The following is a 16,629-nucleotide window of genomic DNA, read 5'->3' as shown; positions in this document are numbered from 1 at the left end:
ACATCCGCGCCGTGTTAACCCCGAAGAACCCGGGCGATGTCGGTGCGCGCTCGTAGACTCGACCTGTGCCCGAGAACATCTCGCTGGAAGAAGCCCGTGTCGAGGCCGAGGAGCTGACGACCCGCATCCTCGAGGCGAAGGACGCCTATTACGGTCGTGACACGTCGCTCGTCGACGACGCCACCTACGACGGCTGGATGCACCGCCTTGAGGAGTTGGAGCGCCTGCATCCCGAGCTGCAGGGCCAGGACTCGCCGACGCAGATGGTCGGAGCGGCCGAGGCGACAGGGCTCGCCACGATCGAACACGCCGAACGGATGCTGAGTCTGGACAACGTCTTCTCCGTCGACGAGCTGCGGGAATGGGCCTCGAAGACGCAGAACGCCGCTGGTCGCGAGGTGGCGTGGCTGACGGAGCTCAAGATCGACGGGCTCGCGATCAATCTCCGCTACGAGAAGGGCGTGCTGACCTCGGCGGCGACGCGCGGGGACGGCCGTGTCGGCGAGATCGTCACCGAGAACGCGCTCCGGCTGCCGGAGATCCCCGAACGCCTGAGCGGCGAAGGGCATCCGGACATCGTGGAGGTCCGCGGGGAGGTCTTCATCCCGGTCGCCGCGTTCGAGCGGCTCAACGCCGCGCAGGCCGACTTCCGCGAGCGGGCGTACGCGGATTCCCTCGCGCGCTGGGAAGCACGGAGGGGAGCGAAGAGACCGTTCGAGGAGGAGAAGGCGCGCGCGGCGGCGGCACGGCGGTTCCCGGCGTTCGCCAATCCGCGCAACGCTGCCAGCGGTGGTCTGCGCCAGCAGCTGGACAAGAAGGACGGTCTCGAACTCGAAGCGGGACTCCTGCGCATCGAATCCCTGGCGATGTACGTGCACGGCATCGGCGCATGGCAGAACCCGCCAGTGACGGCGCAGAGCGAGGTCTACGAACTGCTGGCCGGATGGGGTCTGCCGACGAGTCCGCACGCGAAGGTGTGCCACGGGATCGATGAGGTGACCGAGTTCGTCGAGTACTTCGGCGAGCATCGGCACGACATCGAGCACGAGCTGGACGGCATCGTCGTGAAGGTCGACGAGCTCGCCCTGCATGACGAGCTGGGCATGACCAGTCGCGCGCCCAGGTGGGCGATCGCGTACAAGTACCCGCCGGAAGAGGTGCAGACGCGGCTCCTCGACATCGTCGTGTCCGTCGGACGCACCGGACGGGCCACGCCGTACGCGGTCATGGAGCCTGCGCATGTCGCCGGCAGCGTCGTGCGCCAGGCGACGCTGCACAACAAGGACGTCGTGAAGGCCAAGGGCGTGCTGATCGGGGACACGGTCGTGCTGCGCAAAGCCGGCGACGTGATCCCGGAGGTGCTCGGCCCCGTGGTCGACAAGCGCGACGGCACGGAGCGCGAGTTCGTGATGCCGGAGCGCTGTCCGGAGTGCGGCACTCCGCTGCGCCCGATGAAGGAGGGCGACATCGACCTCCGGTGCCCGAACGCGCGCTCCTGCCCGGCGCAGGTGCGGGGACGCGTCGAGCACATCGGGTCCCGTGGCGCGCTCGACATCGAGGTCCTCGGCGAAGTGACCGCCGCGGCGCTCACGCAAGCAGAAGCGCCTGCTGTGGCGCCGCTCGACACCGAGGCCGGTCTGTTCTCCCTGGCGCTCGAAGACCTCGTGCCGATCTCGGTGGTGGTGCGCGACGGCGAGACGGGAGAGGCGAAGGTCGACGAGGAGACCGGCGAGTTCGTGCGACGTGCGCCGTTCCAGAAGCTCGGGCCGGCGCAGTATCCTCCCGGGACCGAGACCCTGGACCCCGCGGAGCGTCGACGGCAGGGCATCCGGAAGGATTACCGAGAGGTGCTGCCGTCCGAAGCGGCCGTGAAGCTGATCGCCGAGCTCGAGAAGGCGAAGACAAAGGAGCTCTGGCGCCTGCTCGTCTCGCTGAACATCCGTCACGTCGGTCCCGTCGCCGCCCGCGCGCTCGCGCAGTGGTTCGGGTCGCTGGACGCGATCCGTGCGGCCACGCGTGAGGAACTCGCCGCGGTGGAGGGCGTCGGCGGGATCATCGCGGATTCGCTGCTGGCCTGGTTCGACGTGGACTGGCATCGGGACATCGTCGACAGCTGGAGCGCGGCGGGCGTGCAGTGGACGACACCCGGGCACCCGGGACCGGGAGCGGCCGTGGTCGCGGGCGGAGTCCTGGACGGCCTCACGGTGGTGGCGACGGGCTCTCTCGACGGCTACACGCGAGAGGGTGCCCAGGAGGCGATCATCAAGGCCGGAGGCAAGGCGGCCTCGAGCGTCTCCAAGAAGACCGACTTCGTCGCCGCAGGACCCGGCGCCGGATCGAAGCTCGCGAAGGCCGAGGATCTCGGCATCCGGATCCTGGATGCCGAGCAGTTCCACATCCTCGTCACGGAGGGACCGGACGCACTCGCGTGAAGCGCTACGGCCCGTTGATCGCCGTCTCCGGGGTGCTGGTCATCGGAGATCCCGGACGGCACCATCTGCGGCTCACCCCGGATGCGGTGATTCTGCGAGACGGAACCCAGGGCCGCGGGGTGCACGCGTGGGATCACGTGGAGCGCGTGACGCTCGATGTACCGACCACGCGATTCCGCCTGCCCGGTCTGGTGAGCACGCTCGTACTCGGGGCCGTCACGGTGGTCACCGCCGACATGCTCGATGTCGACCCGGACGACGGGGCTGCCGAGCTCCTCGTGGACGGCGAGTCCACGAGGGTTCCGCTGAGCAGGCACCATGTGGGCGGCTACTGGGCGCCGACCGTCGACGGCGCTCACCGTCTGCTGGATCATCTCATCCGCACGCCCGCCCAGCGGTCGTTGCTTGCGCGCCCGGAATCCGTGATCGACGTCGCGGCGAAGCTCGCCCGATCCGGGGCGGATGTCGGTGGCTGACCGACTCCTCGTGCTCAACGGCATGGCAGGAGCTGGAGGTCACTCGGTCGCGCGGATCTCGAAGCCGTCGAGCCCGCGTCGCGCAGTGAGCTCGCGCACCTGGACCGCGTCGACACGCGCGTGCCGGGGACCGGCTCGCATCGCCCCGACGACAGCCTCGACGTCGACCCGGTCGCCGTGCAGCTCCGCCTCCACGGAACCGTCGCGGCGGTTGCGCACCCAGCCCGTGAGACCGTGCTCCGAAGCCAGATCCTGCACGAACCATCGGTAGCCGACGCCCTGCACCCGACCGGTGACGCTCACCTGTACCGAGGTCATGTCAACATGCGCACGTGGCGCAGTTCATGGAGGCCGCTCACCATCACCCCACGCTACTCGACTCGCGAGACTTGTTCTCCGGGGTGAGACAGAGCCACGCGGGCCAAGTCTCGCCTCGCAGAGCAAGTCTCGCGGGCAGCGACGGCGGCGAGCGACAGCCTCAGACGCTAGCCCTTGTGCCGCGGCTTGCGGAACGGCTTGCCGTCGCGGTCGTCGCTGCGGGAACCGCGCTCGTCCCGGCGACGATCGAACCGGTCGCTGCCATCGCGCGGTGCACCACGCCGGGCGCTGGGGCCGCGGTCGGGCGCGATCTCGATGAGCCGGCCGGAGATCCGCGTGTCGCGGAGCCTGTCGAGCACGGCAGGGTCCAGGTTCGCCGGGAGCTCGACGATCGAGAAGTCCGGCTTGATGTTGATGGCTCCGAAGTCATCGCGACCCAGGCCGCCCTCGTTCGCGAGCGCGCCCACGATCTGCCGCGGCTCCACGCGATGGCGCCGGCCGACCTCGATGCGGTACGGGGCGTAGTCGCCGCGTCCACGGCGTTCGGTGCGCGCCGGACGCGCTTCGCGGGCGTTCTTCTCGCGCAGCGGACGGTTGTCGCGCTCGACCGAGCGGGCCAGCGGGTCGTCCGCCGGATCGAGCAGCAGCGGCGTCTCGCCTTGGGCGACGACTGCCAGCGCCGCGGCGACATCGGACTCGGGTACATCGTGGTGGCGCACGTAGTGGTCGATGATGTCGCGGAACTTCTCGATCCGGCCCGTCTCGCCGAGCGCCGCCGTGATCGCGTCGTCGAAGCGCGCGAGGCGAGTGCTGTTCACGTCCTCGGTGCTGGGCAGCGACATCTGGGTCGGCTGCTGGCGCGTCGCCTTCTCGATGTGCTTGAGCAGGTAGCGCTCGCGCGGCGTGATGAAGCTGATCGCGTCGCCGGTGCGGCCGGCACGACCGGTGCGACCGATGCGGTGCACGTACGACTCGGTGTCGGTGGGGATGTCGAAATTGACGACGTGGCTGATGCGTTCCACGTCCAGGCCGCGGGCGGCGACATCGGTGGCGACGAGGATGTCGAGCTTGCCGTCCTTGAGCTGGTTCACGCTGCGCTCGCGTTGCACCTGCGGAACGTCGCCGTTGATGGCGGCGGCTGAGTAGCCCCGCGCGCGCAGCTTCTCGGCGAGCGTCTCGGTCTCGTTCTTCGTCCGGACGAACACGATCATCCCGTCGAAGTTCTCGACCTCGAGGATGCGGGTGAGCGCGTCCACCTTCTGCTGGTACGAGACGACGAGGTAGCGCTGGGTGATGTTCGTGTTGGTCGCGGTCTTGGACTTGACCGTGATCTCCTCGGCATCCCGCAGGTACTGCTGCGCCAGCCGCCGGATCTGAGCGGGCATGGTCGCGGAGAACAGCGCGACCTGCTTGTCCTCGGGGGTCTGGGCGAGGATCTGCTCGACGTCCTCGGCGAAGCCCATCTTGAGCATCTCGTCGGCCTCGTCGAGGACGAGATACTTCAGCTCGGACAGGTCGAGCGTGCCCTTCGCCAGGTGGTCCATGATGCGCCCCGGCGTGCCGACGACGACGTGGACGCCCCGGCGCAGCGCCGACAGCTGGACGCCGTAGCCCTGGCCGCCGTAGACCGGCAGCACGTGCACGCCCTTCATGCGGGACGCGTAGGACTCGAACGCCTCGCACACCTGCAGAGCGAGTTCGCGGGTCGGAGCGAGCACGAGCGCCTGCGGGGACTTCTGCGACACGTCCAGCCGCTCCAGCACCGGCAGCGCGAACGCCGCGGTCTTGCCGGTTCCGGTCTGCGCCATGCCGACGACGTCGCGGCCGCCGAGCAGTGTCGGGATCGTCGCGGCCTGGATCGGAGAGGGCGTCTCGTAGCCGAGATCGCGGATGGCCTTCAGGACCGGCCCGGTGATGCCGAGCTCCTCGAATCCGGGGGTCGCGGGGGAGTCCTCGGGGGCGTCGGTCAGCGCTGCGTCTTCAGGGGTCACTTCCTAAAGGTAGCGCCCCGGGGCGGCCTCTGTCTGTGAGGGTGCCCTTCAGGCGCCGGTCGTCAGCGCCAGCAGCTTCTCCTTCACCTGCCGACGCAGCACCTTGCCTATCAGGGATTTCGGCAGCTCGTCGACGAGGAAGATCCGGCGCGGCACCTTGTACGGGGTGAGGATGCCGCGGGCGAAGTCGCGGATCGCCTCGACGTCGATCTCCTCGTCGCCGTCGACGACGACGGCTGCGACGACCTCCTCGCCGGAGTGGTCGCTGGGAAGCCCGACGACCGCGGCGTCGGAGACCTGGGGATGCTGGCGCAGCGCGTTCTCGACCTCGGTCGGGGCCACGTTGAAGCCGCCGGTGATGATGAGCTCCTTGATCCGGTCGACGATGCGCACGAACCCGGCCTCGTCGATCGAGACGATGTCGCCGGTGCGGTACCAGCCGTCGACGAAGACCTCCTCGGTCGCCTCCGGCTTGCCGTAGTAGCCCGAGAACACCTGCGGACCGCGGACGACGAGCTCGCCGGCGGTTCCGGGCTCGACGTCGCGCGTCGGCTCCTCCGGATCGACCACGCGGCATTCGGTGCCCGGAAGCGGGAGACCGACGGTGCCCGGGACACGGTTCTCGGCGACGGGGTTGGCCATCAGGACGGGGGAGCATTCGCTCAGTCCGTAGCCTTCGACGAGGAAGCCGCCGGTGGCTTCCTCGAACGGTACGACGAGCTCATGCGGCAGCGCCATCGCTCCGGAGATGGCGACCTCGATGCCCTCGAGCGACACGCCCTTCGCCTTCGCCGCGGTGAGCAGACGGTCGGCAATGGGCGGCACGAGCGGCAGGAAGGTCGCGGGATGCTTCTTCACCACGTCGAGCACGAGGTCCGGGTCGAACTTCGGGAACAGCACGAGGCGCGCGCCCATCGACATCGCGAAGGTCAGGCACAGAGTGAGTCCGTAGGCGTGGAACATCGGCAGGACCGCATACACGACGCATCCGTCGCCGCGCCGGATCGAGGGGACCCACGACTGCGACTGCGCCGCGTTGGCCAGCAGGTTGCGGTGCGTGAGCGCCGCGCCCTTCGGGGTTCCCGTGGTGCCGGACGTGTACTGGATGATCGCGAGGTCGTCGGTCTCGGGGCGAGGATGCGTCGACGGCAGGGGATCGGAGGAGACCACGCGCTCCCACAGGATGGTCCCGCGCACCTTCTCCGTGAGCGCCGCGCGGGACTCGCGAGCCTTGGCGACGGGCAGCTTCAGGGCGAGCTGCGTGAGCCGCGGCATCCCCTTCGTGACGTCCACGGAGACCAGCGTCGACACGGCGAGGTCGGCAGGGAACTCCTGGACCGTCGCGACGACCTTGTTCCAGACGATGGCGTGCTTCGCGCCGTGGTCCTCGAACTGTTTGCGCAGCTCCCGCGGCGTGTACAACGGGTTGTGCTCGACGACGACAGCGCCCAACCGGAGCACGGCGTAGAACGCCACGATGTGCTGCGGGCAGTTCGGCAGGACGATCGCGACAGGGTCGCCGGCCTTCACACCGAGGTCGCGCAGGCCGGCGGCCGCACGATCGATCGCCTCCTGCAGTTGCGCGTAGGTCGTCTCCCGCCCGAAGAACTGCAGCGCCGGGGCATCCGGATAGTCGCGGGCGGACGCCGCGACGATGTCGATGAGAGAGCCCTGCACCGGTGCGAGGTCCTCGGGAACGCCCGGCGCGTAGCTGGCGACCCAGGGACGAGGGGGATCGAACGTCGTCATGCGCACCAGCCTATTGCGGGCCGGCGGCGTCGCAGGGGATCCGACGCCGCCAACTAGACTGGTCGGGTGTCTGAAATCACCCCCGAACTCGTACGCCATCTCGGCGTGCTCGCGCGCATCCAGCTGAACGACGACGAGGTGACGCGGCTGACGGGCCAGCTCGATGCCATCGTCGACAACATCGCGAAGGTCTCCGAGGTCGCCACGGCCGACGTGGTCGCCACGAGCCACCCGATCCCTCTCGCGAACGTCTTCCGGCCCGACGAGGTCGGTCAGACGCTGACGCACGAGCAGGTGCTGCAGAACGCACCGGACGCCGCGGACGGCCGTTTCCGCGTCACCGCGATCCTGGGAGAAGAGCAGTGAGCGACATCATCCGCTGGACCGCCGCAGAGCTCGCGGACAGACTGCAGGCCGGTGAGGTCTCCAGCCGCGAGGCCACCCAGGCGCACCTCGACCGCATCGCCGCCGTTGACGGCGACGTGCACGCGTTCCTGCACGTGAACGACGGAGCCCTGGATGCAGCCGACGCGATCGATGCGGCTCGCGCTTCCGGCGAGCAGCTGCACCCGCTCGCCGGCGTGCCGCTGGCGATCAAGGACGTGCTGGTCACGACCGACCAGCCGACGACGAGCGGGTCGAAGATCCTCGAGGGCTACCTGTCTCCGTACGACGCCACGGTCGTGGCGCGCTCGCGCGCGGCCGGCCTCGTCGCACTGGGCAAGACCAACATGGACGAGTTCGCGATGGGCTCGTCCACCGAGCACTCCGCGTACGGCCCCACCCGCAACCCCTGGGATCTCGACCGCATCCCCGGCGGCTCCGGCGGCGGCTCGGCCGCGGCGGTGGCCGCCTTCGAAGCACCGCTCGCCCTCGGCTCCGACACCGGCGGGTCGATCCGACAGCCGGCGCACGTGACGGGCACGGTCGGCATCAAGCCGACCTACGGCGGGGTCAGCCGATACGGCGCGATCGCGCTGGCGTCCAGCCTCGACCAGGTCGGACCTGTGACGCGCACCGTGCTGGACTCCGGCCTGCTGCACGACGTGATCGGCGGGCACGACCCCAAGGACTCGACCTCGCTCACCGACACCTGGCCCTCGTTCGCCGAGGCCGCCCGCGAAGGGGCCAGGGGCGACGTCCTCAAGGGCCTCAAGGTGGGAGTGCTCAAGGAGCTGCCGGATTCCGGGTTCCAGGCCGGCGTCGCGGCATCCTTCCGCGAGTCCCTGGCACTGCTTGAGGCCAACGGCGCCGAGATCGTGGAGATCTCCGCACCGCACTTCGAGTACGGCGTGGCCGCGTACTACCTGATCCTGCCCGCCGAGGCATCCAGCAACCTCGCGAAGTTCGACTCGGTCCGCTTCGGTCTGCGCGTGACCCCCGAGGGCGGCGCCACCGTCGAGGACGTCATGTCCGCCACCCGGGAGGCCGGGTTCGGCGACGAGGTCAAGCGCCGGATCATCCTGGGCACCTACGCCCTGTCCGCCGGGTACTACGACGCCTACTACGGCAGCGCGCAGAAGGTCCGCACGCTCATCCAGCAGGACTTCGCGAACGCCTTCGCCGAGGTCGACGTGATCGCGACGCCGTCCGCGCCGACGACCGCGTTCAAGATCGGCGAGCGCGTCGACGACCCGCTCCAGATGTACCTGAACGACGTCACCACGATCCCCGCGAACCTCGCCGGGGTTCCCGGCATCTCGATCCCGTCCGGGCTCGCGGCGGAAGACGGATTGCCCGTCGGCATCCAGTTCCTCGCGCCGGCGCACGAGGACGCCCGTCTGTACCGCGTGGGCGCCGCCCTGGAGACGCTCCTCGTCGATTCGTGGGGGGCACCGCTGCTCACCCGCGCCCCGGAGCTCGTGGGAGGGAACCGCTGATGGCCGCCGCCAAGCTGATGGACTTCGACAAGGCGCTCGAACTGTTCGAGCCCGTGCTCGGCTTCGAGGTGCACGTCGAGCTGAACACCGAGACGAAGATGTTCTCCGACGCGCCGAACCCGGCGAACGACCGTTACCACGGTGCAGAGCCCAACACCCTCATCGCTCCGGTCGATCTCGGTCTTCCCGGCTCGCTGCCGGTCGTGAACGCCACGGCGATCCGCTCCTCGATCAGCCTCGGCCTCGCGCTGGGCTGCTCCATCGCAGAGTCGAGCCGGTTCGCGCGGAAGAACTACTTCTACCCGGATCTGGGCAAGAACTATCAGATCTCCCAGTACGACGAGCCGATCGCGTACGAGGGCTCCGTCGAGGTGGAGCTCGAGGACGGCACGCTGGTGACCGTTCCGATCGAGCGCGCGCACATGGAGGAGGACGCGGGCAAGCTCACGCACATGGGCGGGGCGACGGGACGTATCCAGGGCGCCGAGTACTCGCTGGTCGACTACAACCGTGCCGGAGTGCCGCTCGTCGAGATCGTCACCAAGCCGATCTTCGGCGCCGAGGACCGTGCGCCGGAGATCGCGAAGGCCTACGTCGCCGCGATCCGCGACATCGTCCGCGGCCTCGGCATCTCGGAGGCCCGGCTCGAGCGCGGAAACCTGCGCTGCGACGCCAACGTGTCCCTGCGTCCGCGCGGCCAGGAGAAGCTCGGCACCCGCACCGAGACGAAGAACGTCAACTCGATGCGCTCGGTGGAGCGCGCCGTGCGATACGAGATCCAGCGCCAGGCGGCGATCCTCGCCGACGGCGGGACGATCATCCAGGAGACCCGGCACTGGCATGAGGACACCGGAACGACTTCGCCGGGACGACCGAAGTCGGATGCCGACGACTACCGCTACTTCCCCGAGCCCGACCTGCTGCCTGTGCAGCCGACCGCGGAGCTGATCGAGGAGCTGCGTGCGGCTCTGCCCGAGCAGCCCGTCGCACGTCGCCGCCGTCTCAAGGCGGAATGGGGGTTCACGGACCTGGAGTTCCAGGACGTCCGCAACGGCGGGCTGCTCGACGAGGTCGCGGCGACGATCGCCGCCGGCGCCAGCCCGGCCGCTGCGCGCAAGTGGTGGACCGGGGAGATCACGCGCCTCGCGAACGCAGCCGAGCGGGATGCCGCCGAGCTGATCAGCCCGGCGAACGTCGCCGCCCTGCAGCAGCTGGTGGACGCCGGGACGCTCACCGACAAGCTGGCACGCCAGGTGCTCGAGGGCGTCATCGCCGGCGAGGGCTCCCCACAGGAGGTCGTGGACGCCCGAGGTCTCGCGGTCGTGTCGGACGACGGGGCGCTGATCGCGGCGATCGACGACGCGCTGGCCGCGCAGCCCGATGTCCTTGCGAAGATCAAGGACGGCAAGGTGCAGGCCGCCGGTGCGATCATCGGCGCGGTCATGAAGGCGATGAAGGGCCAGGCCGACGCCGCGCGCGTGCGCGAGCTGATCCTGGAGCGCGCAGCGCAGTAGTCGACCCGCCATATGGTGCGAATGCCCGCGACACGCCGATGCGCGCGGGCATTCGCGCCGAACAGACGGGCTCGATGTCGGTGGTCGCGGCGAGAATGGTGTCATGGGGCGCGGTGACGGTTCTGGCCGCATCGTCTCACCCGAGGGTGCAGACGATGCGGGTACGCGCATCCTGCACGTCGACATGGATGCGTTCTATGCGGCGGTCGCGGTCCTCGACGACCCGTCGCTGCGCGGCCTGCCCCTGATCATCGGGGCCCCGGACGGGCGCTCGGTCGTCTCCAGCGCGTCCTACGAGGCGCGCCGATACGGCGTCAGGGCGGCGATGCCGGTGTCGCAGGCGATGCGTCTGTGCCCGACGGCACGCATCGTGCTGCCCGACTTCGCGCGGTACCAGGAGGTCTCGCGCCACGTCATGACGATCTTCGAATCGTTCACGCCGCTCGTGGAGCCGCTGTCGGTCGATGAGGCGTTCCTCGACGTCCACGGCGTGCGCCGGTTGTGGGGGAGTCCGGCGCGGGTCGCGCGGCTGATCCGGGAGCGGGTGCACGCCGAGGTGGGGATCACCTGCAGCGTCGGCGTCGCCGCGACCAAGCACGTCGCCAAGATGGCCTCGACGATGGCGAAGCCCGACGGCATGCTCGTCGTCGCCGCGGCCGACACGCAGGACTTCCTCGCTCCGCGACCGGTGCGGGCGATGTGGGGCGTGGGGCCGAAGACCGCGGAGGCGCTCGAGGCGCGCGGCATCCGCACGATCGGCGACATCCGCGAGTCGGCGCCGGAGATGCTGGACCGCGCGGTGGGATCCGCGCTCGGGCAGCGTCTGATCGAACTCGCGCGCGGCGAGGATCCTCGCTCGGTCGAGACCACCCGCGTCGAGAAGAGCGTGGGGCACGAGGAGACGTTCGACGTCGACATCACCGATCGCGAGGAGATCCGCTCGGAGCTCCTGCGCCTCGCGGATCGCGTCGCGGCACGTCTGAGACGGGCCGAATGGGAGACGCGCACCGTGGCGATCAAGATCCGGTTCGACGACTTCACCACGGTCAACCGCTCTCAGACGCTGTCCGAGCCGACGGCGGTCGGGCAGCGTATCGGAACAGCCGCACAGGAACTGTTCGAGCACATCGATCGGCGAAGCCCCATCCGTCTCGTCGGGGTGCGCGCCGAGAGGCTGCAGCCGGCCGGCGCCGGCGCCTTCGCACTCTGGGACGACGACGAGGACTGGCGCCGGGTCGAAGGAGCGCTCGACAGCGCGCGGGCGCGCTTCGGGAGCGCCACGATCACCCGCGCCCGTCACCTCGGTCGCGGCGACGGGCGGGGTGCCCCGCAGCATCCGAGGGCGAGTGGGACGGAATGACCTTCGCAGCACGGAACATGTCGGCTAGCGTGGAGCAATGCCCAACATCGCACTGGAACTCGGAAAGCAAGCGGCCGTCTTCGGCGTGAAGAGCGCCTACGGCGAACCGCAGGACGTGGATGGTGTCAGCATCACGCCGGTGGCGCTCACCTGGTCGGGGTTCGGCGGCGGGTCGGATCAGGAACGCGACGGCGGTGGGGGCGGAGGGGTCTCGATCCCGCTCGGCGTCTACGTGCGTCGCGAGGAGGGACTGCGGTTCGAGCCGAACCTGGTGTCGCTGCTCGCCGTCGGGATCCCGTTCGTCTGGGTCGCCGGACGTGCGCTCGCGCGTGTGATCCGTGCGCTCAAGAAGTAGCCAGGACCCGGTCTCAGCAGCACTGGACGTCGCGGCGGACCAGGTGGTCGCCGCGATCGCCGAGGTGTCGGCGGCCAATCCCGTCGTCCTGATCGACGGACGAAGCGGCGCCGGCAAGACCAGCCTGGCTCGGCTCGTCGAGCAGCGCTGGCCTCTGACCGGGCGACCGCAGCGCATCGCGATGGACTCGCTGTACCCCGGGTGGGACGGACTGGATGCCGGGACCGACCGTGCGCTCGACGGCATCCTCCGTCCGCACGGCCGCGGACGGATCGGCACGTGGCACCGCTGGGACTGGGACCACGGGCAGGATGCCGAGAGCCACGCGGTGGATCCCGCGCTGGGCGTCATCCTGGAGGGCTGCGGGACCATCACACTGCGCACGGCGCCGCTCGCAGACGTCCGGGTCTGGGTGGACTCGCCCGACGCCGCGCGCAAGGCGCGTGCGCTACACCGCGACGGTGACGCGTTCCGCCCGCACTGGGAGCGGTGGGCCGCGCAGGAGCAGGCGCACATCGATCGCGACGATCCTCGTCAGCTGGCCACGGTGGTGGTGCGGATCCCGTGACGACGTGACGTCGTCCGGGTGTCAGCTCCGCTCGTCTGCGGCCTGGATGAGGGTCTCGAGCCGATAGCCGAGCCAGTCGTACACGCCGCGGCGCGGGTCCTCCTCGGGAAGGTCGTCCTCGACGATGATGCCCAGGCGCGCGGCGAGCACGAGCCGGAGCGCGGTGAGCGTGCGCAGCCACGCGTCGATCTCGGCATCCGGGATCTCGATCTCCTGAGGCGCGTGGGCGCCCCCGCCGTCGGGCTCGACGGTGAATCCGGTCAGGGCGGCGCGCACGACGGCGGCGTCGGACGCCCGCCGGTCCAGCAGGTCGTCCTGCGTCGCGGCGGTGAACGCCAGGGACGCCTCGGCATCCTCGGGGTAGGCGTCCGGTGCGAGGCGCGCCAACACGGGATCCGCGGCGTCCTCGGTCGCCTCCGCGGAGAGCAGACGCGCGAACTCGTCGACCAGGCGGGCCAGGTGATGGCCCTCGATCGCGGCGAGGGAGATCCGGATGCCGTCGTTCATCGCGGAGCCCGCCGCACGGTCGCCCACAGTCCGTAGTCGTGCATGGCCTGCGCGTGCACCTCCATGGTCTCCCGCGGGCCGGTCGCCACGATCGCGTGGCCCTCGTGGTGAACCGCGAGCATGAGCTGGGTCGCGCGCTCCTGCGAGTAGCCGAAGTAGGTGCGGAAGACGCGCACGACGTAGCTCATCAGGTTCACCGGGTCGTTCCAGACGACGACCTGCCAGGGCTCGAGCGGTGCGGCGGACAGGTGGAGATCCTGTTCCGTGTCCGGGGTCGCGATCGGCGTGCTCATGCCCATCCCAGTTCATGCAGATGCTCGTCGTCGATCCCGTAGAAGTGGGCGATCTCATGCACGAGCGTCGTGTGGATCTCGTCGCGCAGCTCGTCCTCGGTGTCGCACTGGTCGAGATGCGGCTCCCGGTAGACGATGATCCGGTCCGGAAGCTCGCCCAGGCCGTACTGTCCGCGCTCGGTGAGCGCGAGACCGTCGTAGAGGCCGAGCAGGTCGAGACTGCCGTCCTCAGGGCGGTCCTCGACGACGAAGACCACGTTGTCCAGCCCGTCGACCATGTCGTCGGGCAGCAGGTCGAGCTCGTCGACGACGAGCTGCTCGAAGGCCGCGGCATCCATATCCATCGTCCTCCAGCCTATGGGCGCGAGCCGGGTCAGTGCACGAACAGCAGGAGCGCGGCCACCGCGAGGAAGAGCGCTCCGAAGACGGTGTTGAGTGTGCGCTGTCCGCGCGACGTCCGCGTCAGCCGGCGGAAGGGCTTCGCTGCCGCCGCGAAGAAGAACCACATCACGGCGACGTCGACGACCACGACCGTCGTGATGAGGATCAGATACTGCGGGAGGGCGGGCTGGTCGAGGCGGATGAACTGCGGGATGAACGCCAGGAAGAAGACGATGGCCTTCGGGTTCAGCAGGTTGACCCAGAACCCGCGTCGGAGCATGGACCATCGGCTTTCCGCCGGGCGGGGCGCGACCGAGCCGTCCTCGGCGGACGCCGGCTTCGCGAGGATCATCCGGATGCCGAGGTAGACGAGATACGCGGCGCCGGCGTAGCGCACGATGTCGAACAGGAGCGGTGACCGCGACACGAGCAGGCCGACGCCGGCCGCGACGATCACGACGTGGACGATCAGGGCGAGCTGCTGTCCGATGACTCCCCAGATCGCCCGCCGCCATCCCTCGTTGAGCGCGTTGGACATCGTGTTGATCGCCCCGGCTCCCGGGGTGAAGCTGATGACGACGGATGCCGCGAGCAGGGAGAGCCAGACCGTCAGCGACACCAGGAGATTCTACGGCGGGAGCCCGGCTCGATCCGAACCGGGCTCCCGCCGAACGACGTCTAAGCGTGCGGGGTGACGACCGCGCGCCCGGTGAGCTTCCCGTCATGCAGGTCGTGGTAGGCCTGAAGTGCCTGATCCATGGGGTAGGTCGTCACGGCCGGTGCGATCTTGCCGGCGCGGTACAGTTCGACGACCTCGTACAGCTCCTCGATCGTTCCCCAGTACGTGTTGGTGAGCTCGGCCTCGTACGGGTTCGAGTAGAAGTCCCAACTGGTCGGTCCGCCTGCCACACCGACGACGGTGATGCGCCCGCGGCGGGCGACGACCTGCTGGGCGAGGGCGATCGTGGCGCTGATTCCCACGAAGTCGAAGACGGCGTCCACACCCTGCCCGCCGGTGGCGGCGCGGATCCGATCCGCCTGTCCTTCGCCGCCGTCGATGCGGACGGCTCCGGACTTCTCGGCTTCGGCCATCGCCTCGGGCTTGGTGTCGGTGGCGTAGACGGTGGCGCCGGTGATCGCTGTGAGGATCTGGACGGCGATCTGACCGAGGCCGCCGAGACCGATCACGAGGGCGGACTTGCCGCCGCCCGCGAGCTTCGGCAGAGCGAGCTTGATGGCGTGGTACGGCGTCAGGCCCGCGTCGGCGAGGGGCGCGGCGGTCACGGGGTCCGCATCTCCGAGCGGAACAAGGTTCCGCGCCGGCACCGTCATGTACTCGGCCATGCCACCGTCACGGCCGAGGCCGGTGGCGAGGTAGGGCTGGGTCGCGGCGTTTTGGCAGTAGGTGTCCTGCCCGCGCGAGCAGGCGGGGCAGTGGCCGCAGCCGATGGGCCCGTACGACAGGAACGCATCGCCGACGGACAGGCCCGTGACGCCGTCGCCGAGCTCCTCGATCCATCCGGAGTTCTCGTGTCCGAGCGTGTAGCTGGGGGCGAGCTGGTCGCCCATGCTCTCGTCGAACTGCTCGAAGACGGCGACGTCCGAGTGACACGCTCCCGCACCCGCGATCTTGAGCAGGACCTCGCCGGGCCCCGGGACGGGACGGGGCACGTCCTCGATGGTGGGGAACGTCTTCCATGCGGTGAACCGGACAGCCTTCACTGTGCACTCCTCATCTGTCGTGCTGGGCCGAATCCGGAATTCGGATGACATCGAATCCCAGCGCGAGCGCACCTCGATCCTACCGAGGCACCCCCCGCGGAAACAGAAGAGGGCTCCGACGGAATTCGTCGGAGCCCTCTCGGCTGGGGTGAGTAACGGGGCTTGAACCCGCGACCTCCTGGACCACAACCAGGCGCTCTACCAACTGAGCTATACCCACCATGCGCCCGCGTCAGCGGGCAACCAGACGATTCTATTACACGTCGGAGGGTGCCGATGACACCGTGCGCTCGGCGATGGCGCGGGCCTCCTCGCTGGAGGGCCCGGGCTCCGGCACGAAGACGGCATCGCGGTAGTAGCGGAGCTCCCTGATGGATTCGAGGATGTCGGCCAGGGCGCGGTGACCGCCGTCCTTGGCCGGTGCCTGGAAGAACACCCGGGGGTACCAGCGACGGGACAGCTCCTTGATGCTCGACACGTCGACGTTCCGGTAATGCAGCCACTGATCGATCTGCGGCATGTATTTCGCGAGGAACATGCGGTCGGTTCCGATGGTGTTGCCGGCCAGGGGGGCCCTGCGCTCCAGCGGCACGAAGCGCTTGATGTAGGCGAGGGTCTGTTCCTCCGCCTCGGCGAGCGTCACACCTGAGGGGATCTCGTCGATGAGCCCGGACGAGCGGTGCATCTCGGTGACGAAGTCGTTCATGTTGCCTAGCGCGGCATCGCTCGGCTTGATCACGATCTGGAAGCCCGGATCGACCGGGTTCAGTTCGAAATCGGTGATGACGACGGCGATCTCGACGAGTTCGTCGATTCCGAGATCGAGTCCCGTCATCTCGCAGTCGATCCAGACGAGTCGATCGTTCTCAGACGCAGATGCCATACAGGCATCCTAATGAGCGCACAGACATCGGCCCCTCAGGCAGGATTCGAACCTGCGACCGGCGACTTAGAAGATCGATGCTCTTCCGCTGAGCTACTGAGGGTCTTCTACCAGCCTACCGACAGCCGACTGCGTCATGTGTTCTGCTGGGTGAAATTGCGGTGGCGGTGCCGTGCCTGCAGCTCGCGCACGCGGGCCGG

At 69.2% G+C, this 16,629-nt stretch carries 17 protein-coding genes and 2 tRNA genes; 8 read left to right on the top strand and 11 right to left on the bottom strand.

Translation table 11 applies throughout. The annotated features are described in order from the left end of the window. The first annotated feature begins 65 nt into the window (after nucleotides 1-65). Together ligA and AC3RXZ_RS02890 are read left to right on the top strand one after the other, a co-directional pair. Nucleotides 66-2,432 carry an NAD-dependent DNA ligase LigA gene (gene ligA, locus AC3RXZ_RS02895; protein WP_491493110.1) on the top strand — a complete coding sequence of 789 codons (2,367 nt, stop codon included), beginning with the start codon at nucleotides 66-68 and terminating at the stop codon, nucleotides 2,430-2,432. Then, nucleotides 2,429-2,908 carry a hypothetical protein gene (locus tag AC3RXZ_RS02890; protein ID WP_243225462.1) on the top strand — a complete coding sequence of 160 codons (480 nt, stop codon included), beginning with the start codon at nucleotides 2,429-2,431 and terminating at the stop codon, nucleotides 2,906-2,908. Before ligA ends, AC3RXZ_RS02890 begins: the two co-directional genes overlap by 4 nt. Before the next feature lie 39 nt (nucleotides 2,909-2,947). Here AC3RXZ_RS02890 and AC3RXZ_RS02885 read toward each other — a convergent pair whose 3' ends face one another. From AC3RXZ_RS02885 to AC3RXZ_RS02875, 3 genes are all read right to left on the bottom strand, one after another. Next, nucleotides 2,948-3,226, bottom strand: coding sequence for an acylphosphatase (locus AC3RXZ_RS02885; protein WP_243225464.1), 279 nt, complete (start codon nucleotides 3,224-3,226; stop codon nucleotides 2,948-2,950). Nucleotides 3,227-3,393: 167 nt separating this feature from the next. Then, nucleotides 3,394-5,217 carry a DEAD/DEAH box helicase gene (locus AC3RXZ_RS02880; RefSeq protein ID WP_374208918.1) on the bottom strand — a complete coding sequence of 608 codons (1,824 nt, stop codon included), beginning with the start codon at nucleotides 5,215-5,217 and terminating at the stop codon, nucleotides 3,394-3,396. A 48-nt stretch (nucleotides 5,218-5,265) separates the two neighbouring features. Then, entirely contained in the window at nucleotides 5,266-6,966 is a 1,701-nt protein-coding gene (locus AC3RXZ_RS02875) for a long-chain-fatty-acid--CoA ligase (RefSeq protein ID WP_243225467.1), read from the bottom strand. Nucleotides 6,967-7,032: 66 nt separating this feature from the next. Here AC3RXZ_RS02875 and gatC point away from each other — a divergent pair, with 66 nt between their 5' ends. The 6 genes from gatC to AC3RXZ_RS02845 all read left to right on the top strand — a co-directional run bounded on the left by gatC (nucleotide 7,033) and on the right by AC3RXZ_RS02845 (nucleotide 12,643). Next, nucleotides 7,033-7,332, top strand: a complete 300-nt coding sequence (gatC, locus tag AC3RXZ_RS02870) for an Asp-tRNA(Asn)/Glu-tRNA(Gln) amidotransferase subunit GatC (protein ID WP_243225469.1) — start codon at nucleotides 7,033-7,035, stop codon at nucleotides 7,330-7,332. Beyond that, a complete protein-coding gene (gene gatA / locus AC3RXZ_RS02865) occupies nucleotides 7,329-8,846 on the top strand; it encodes an Asp-tRNA(Asn)/Glu-tRNA(Gln) amidotransferase subunit GatA (protein ID WP_243225471.1) in 1,518 nt (505 codons plus the stop codon). The genes gatC and gatA overlap by 4 nt, the downstream gene beginning before the upstream one ends. Next, complete coding sequence (gene gatB / locus AC3RXZ_RS02860) at nucleotides 8,846-10,360, top strand: Asp-tRNA(Asn)/Glu-tRNA(Gln) amidotransferase subunit GatB (protein ID WP_491493109.1); 1,515 nt, start codon at nucleotides 8,846-8,848, stop codon at nucleotides 10,358-10,360. The genes gatA and gatB overlap by 1 nt, the downstream gene beginning before the upstream one ends. 103 nt (nucleotides 10,361-10,463) lie before the next feature. Beyond that, the gene (locus AC3RXZ_RS02855) at nucleotides 10,464-11,720 is read left to right on the top strand and encodes a DNA polymerase IV (RefSeq protein ID WP_491493108.1); all 1,257 of its coding nucleotides are present in this window, start codon (nucleotides 10,464-10,466) and stop codon (nucleotides 11,718-11,720) included. A gap of 37 nt (nucleotides 11,721-11,757) precedes the next feature. Continuing rightward, nucleotides 11,758-12,075 carry a hypothetical protein gene (locus tag AC3RXZ_RS02850; RefSeq protein ID WP_243225478.1) on the top strand — a complete coding sequence of 106 codons (318 nt, stop codon included), beginning with the start codon at nucleotides 11,758-11,760 and terminating at the stop codon, nucleotides 12,073-12,075. After that, nucleotides 12,059-12,643: a nucleoside/nucleotide kinase family protein gene (locus tag AC3RXZ_RS02845; RefSeq protein ID WP_491493107.1), complete on the top strand. Its 585-nt coding sequence runs from the start codon at nucleotides 12,059-12,061 to the stop codon at nucleotides 12,641-12,643. The genes AC3RXZ_RS02850 and AC3RXZ_RS02845 overlap by 17 nt, the downstream gene beginning before the upstream one ends. 21 nt (nucleotides 12,644-12,664) lie before the next feature. Here AC3RXZ_RS02845 and AC3RXZ_RS02840 read toward each other — a convergent pair whose 3' ends face one another. The 8 genes from AC3RXZ_RS02840 to AC3RXZ_RS02805 all read right to left on the bottom strand — a co-directional run bounded on the left by AC3RXZ_RS02840 (nucleotide 12,665) and on the right by AC3RXZ_RS02805 (nucleotide 16,532). Next, complete coding sequence (locus AC3RXZ_RS02840; RefSeq protein WP_491493106.1) at nucleotides 12,665-13,150, bottom strand: DUF2017 family protein; 486 nt, start codon at nucleotides 13,148-13,150, stop codon at nucleotides 12,665-12,667. Continuing rightward, nucleotides 13,147-13,443: an ATP-dependent Clp protease adapter ClpS gene (gene clpS, locus AC3RXZ_RS02835; RefSeq protein WP_374208919.1), complete on the bottom strand. Its 297-nt coding sequence runs from the start codon at nucleotides 13,441-13,443 to the stop codon at nucleotides 13,147-13,149. The genes AC3RXZ_RS02840 and clpS overlap by 4 nt, the downstream gene beginning before the upstream one ends. Next, nucleotides 13,440-13,787, bottom strand: coding sequence for a metallopeptidase family protein (locus AC3RXZ_RS02830; RefSeq protein WP_243225483.1), 348 nt, complete (start codon nucleotides 13,785-13,787; stop codon nucleotides 13,440-13,442). Before AC3RXZ_RS02830 ends, clpS begins: the two co-directional genes overlap by 4 nt. A gap of 29 nt (nucleotides 13,788-13,816) precedes the next feature. After that, nucleotides 13,817-14,443 (bottom strand): LysE family translocator, encoded by a 627-nt coding sequence (locus AC3RXZ_RS02825; protein WP_243225486.1) that lies wholly within the window; start codon nucleotides 14,441-14,443, stop codon nucleotides 13,817-13,819. Between the two features lie 59 nt (nucleotides 14,444-14,502). After that, the gene (locus tag AC3RXZ_RS02820) at nucleotides 14,503-15,546 is read right to left on the bottom strand and encodes an NAD(P)-dependent alcohol dehydrogenase (protein WP_491493105.1); all 1,044 of its coding nucleotides are present in this window, start codon (nucleotides 15,544-15,546) and stop codon (nucleotides 14,503-14,505) included. A 144-nt stretch (nucleotides 15,547-15,690) separates the two neighbouring features. Continuing rightward, nucleotides 15,691-15,766: transfer RNA gene (locus AC3RXZ_RS02815), tRNA-His, on the bottom strand. Nucleotides 15,767-15,802: 36 nt separating this feature from the next. Further along, on the bottom strand, nucleotides 15,803-16,429 hold the full coding sequence (orn, locus tag AC3RXZ_RS02810; RefSeq protein WP_491493104.1) for an oligoribonuclease: 627 nt from the start codon (nucleotides 16,427-16,429) through the stop codon (nucleotides 15,803-15,805). Nucleotides 16,430-16,460: 31 nt separating this feature from the next. Continuing rightward, nucleotides 16,461-16,532, bottom strand: a tRNA-Arg gene (locus AC3RXZ_RS02805). Nucleotides 16,533-16,629: the final 97 nt, after the last annotated feature.

It is taken from the genome of Microbacterium cucumeris, assembly GCF_058349845.2.
The sequence above is the reverse complement of the archived record's forward strand: the minus strand, read 5'-3'. Positions and strand labels throughout refer to the sequence as shown.

Coding starts and splice junctions, on each gene's coding strand:
- AC3RXZ_RS02885 (WP_243225464.1), bottom strand. CDS start 3,226: ATGACCTCGGTACAGGTGAGCGTCACCGGTCGGGTGCAGGGCGTCGGC.
- AC3RXZ_RS02875 (WP_243225467.1), bottom strand. CDS start 6,966: ATGACGACGTTCGATCCCCCTCGTCCCTGGGTCGCCAGCTACGCGCCG.
- gatB (WP_491493109.1), top strand. CDS start 8,846: ATGGCCGCCGCCAAGCTGATGGACTTCGACAAGGCGCTCGAACTGTTC.
- AC3RXZ_RS02855 (WP_491493108.1), top strand. CDS start 10,464: ATGGGGCGCGGTGACGGTTCTGGCCGCATCGTCTCACCCGAGGGTGCA.
- AC3RXZ_RS02850 (WP_243225478.1), top strand. CDS start 11,758: ATGCCCAACATCGCACTGGAACTCGGAAAGCAAGCGGCCGTCTTCGGC.
- AC3RXZ_RS02840 (WP_491493106.1), bottom strand. CDS start 13,150: ATGAACGACGGCATCCGGATCTCCCTCGCCGCGATCGAGGGCCATCAC.
- clpS (WP_374208919.1), bottom strand. CDS start 13,443: ATGAGCACGCCGATCGCGACCCCGGACACGGAACAGGATCTCCACCTG.
- AC3RXZ_RS02830 (WP_243225483.1), bottom strand. CDS start 13,787: ATGGATATGGATGCCGCGGCCTTCGAGCAGCTCGTCGTCGACGAGCTC.
- orn (WP_491493104.1), bottom strand. CDS start 16,429: ATGGCATCTGCGTCTGAGAACGATCGACTCGTCTGGATCGACTGCGAG.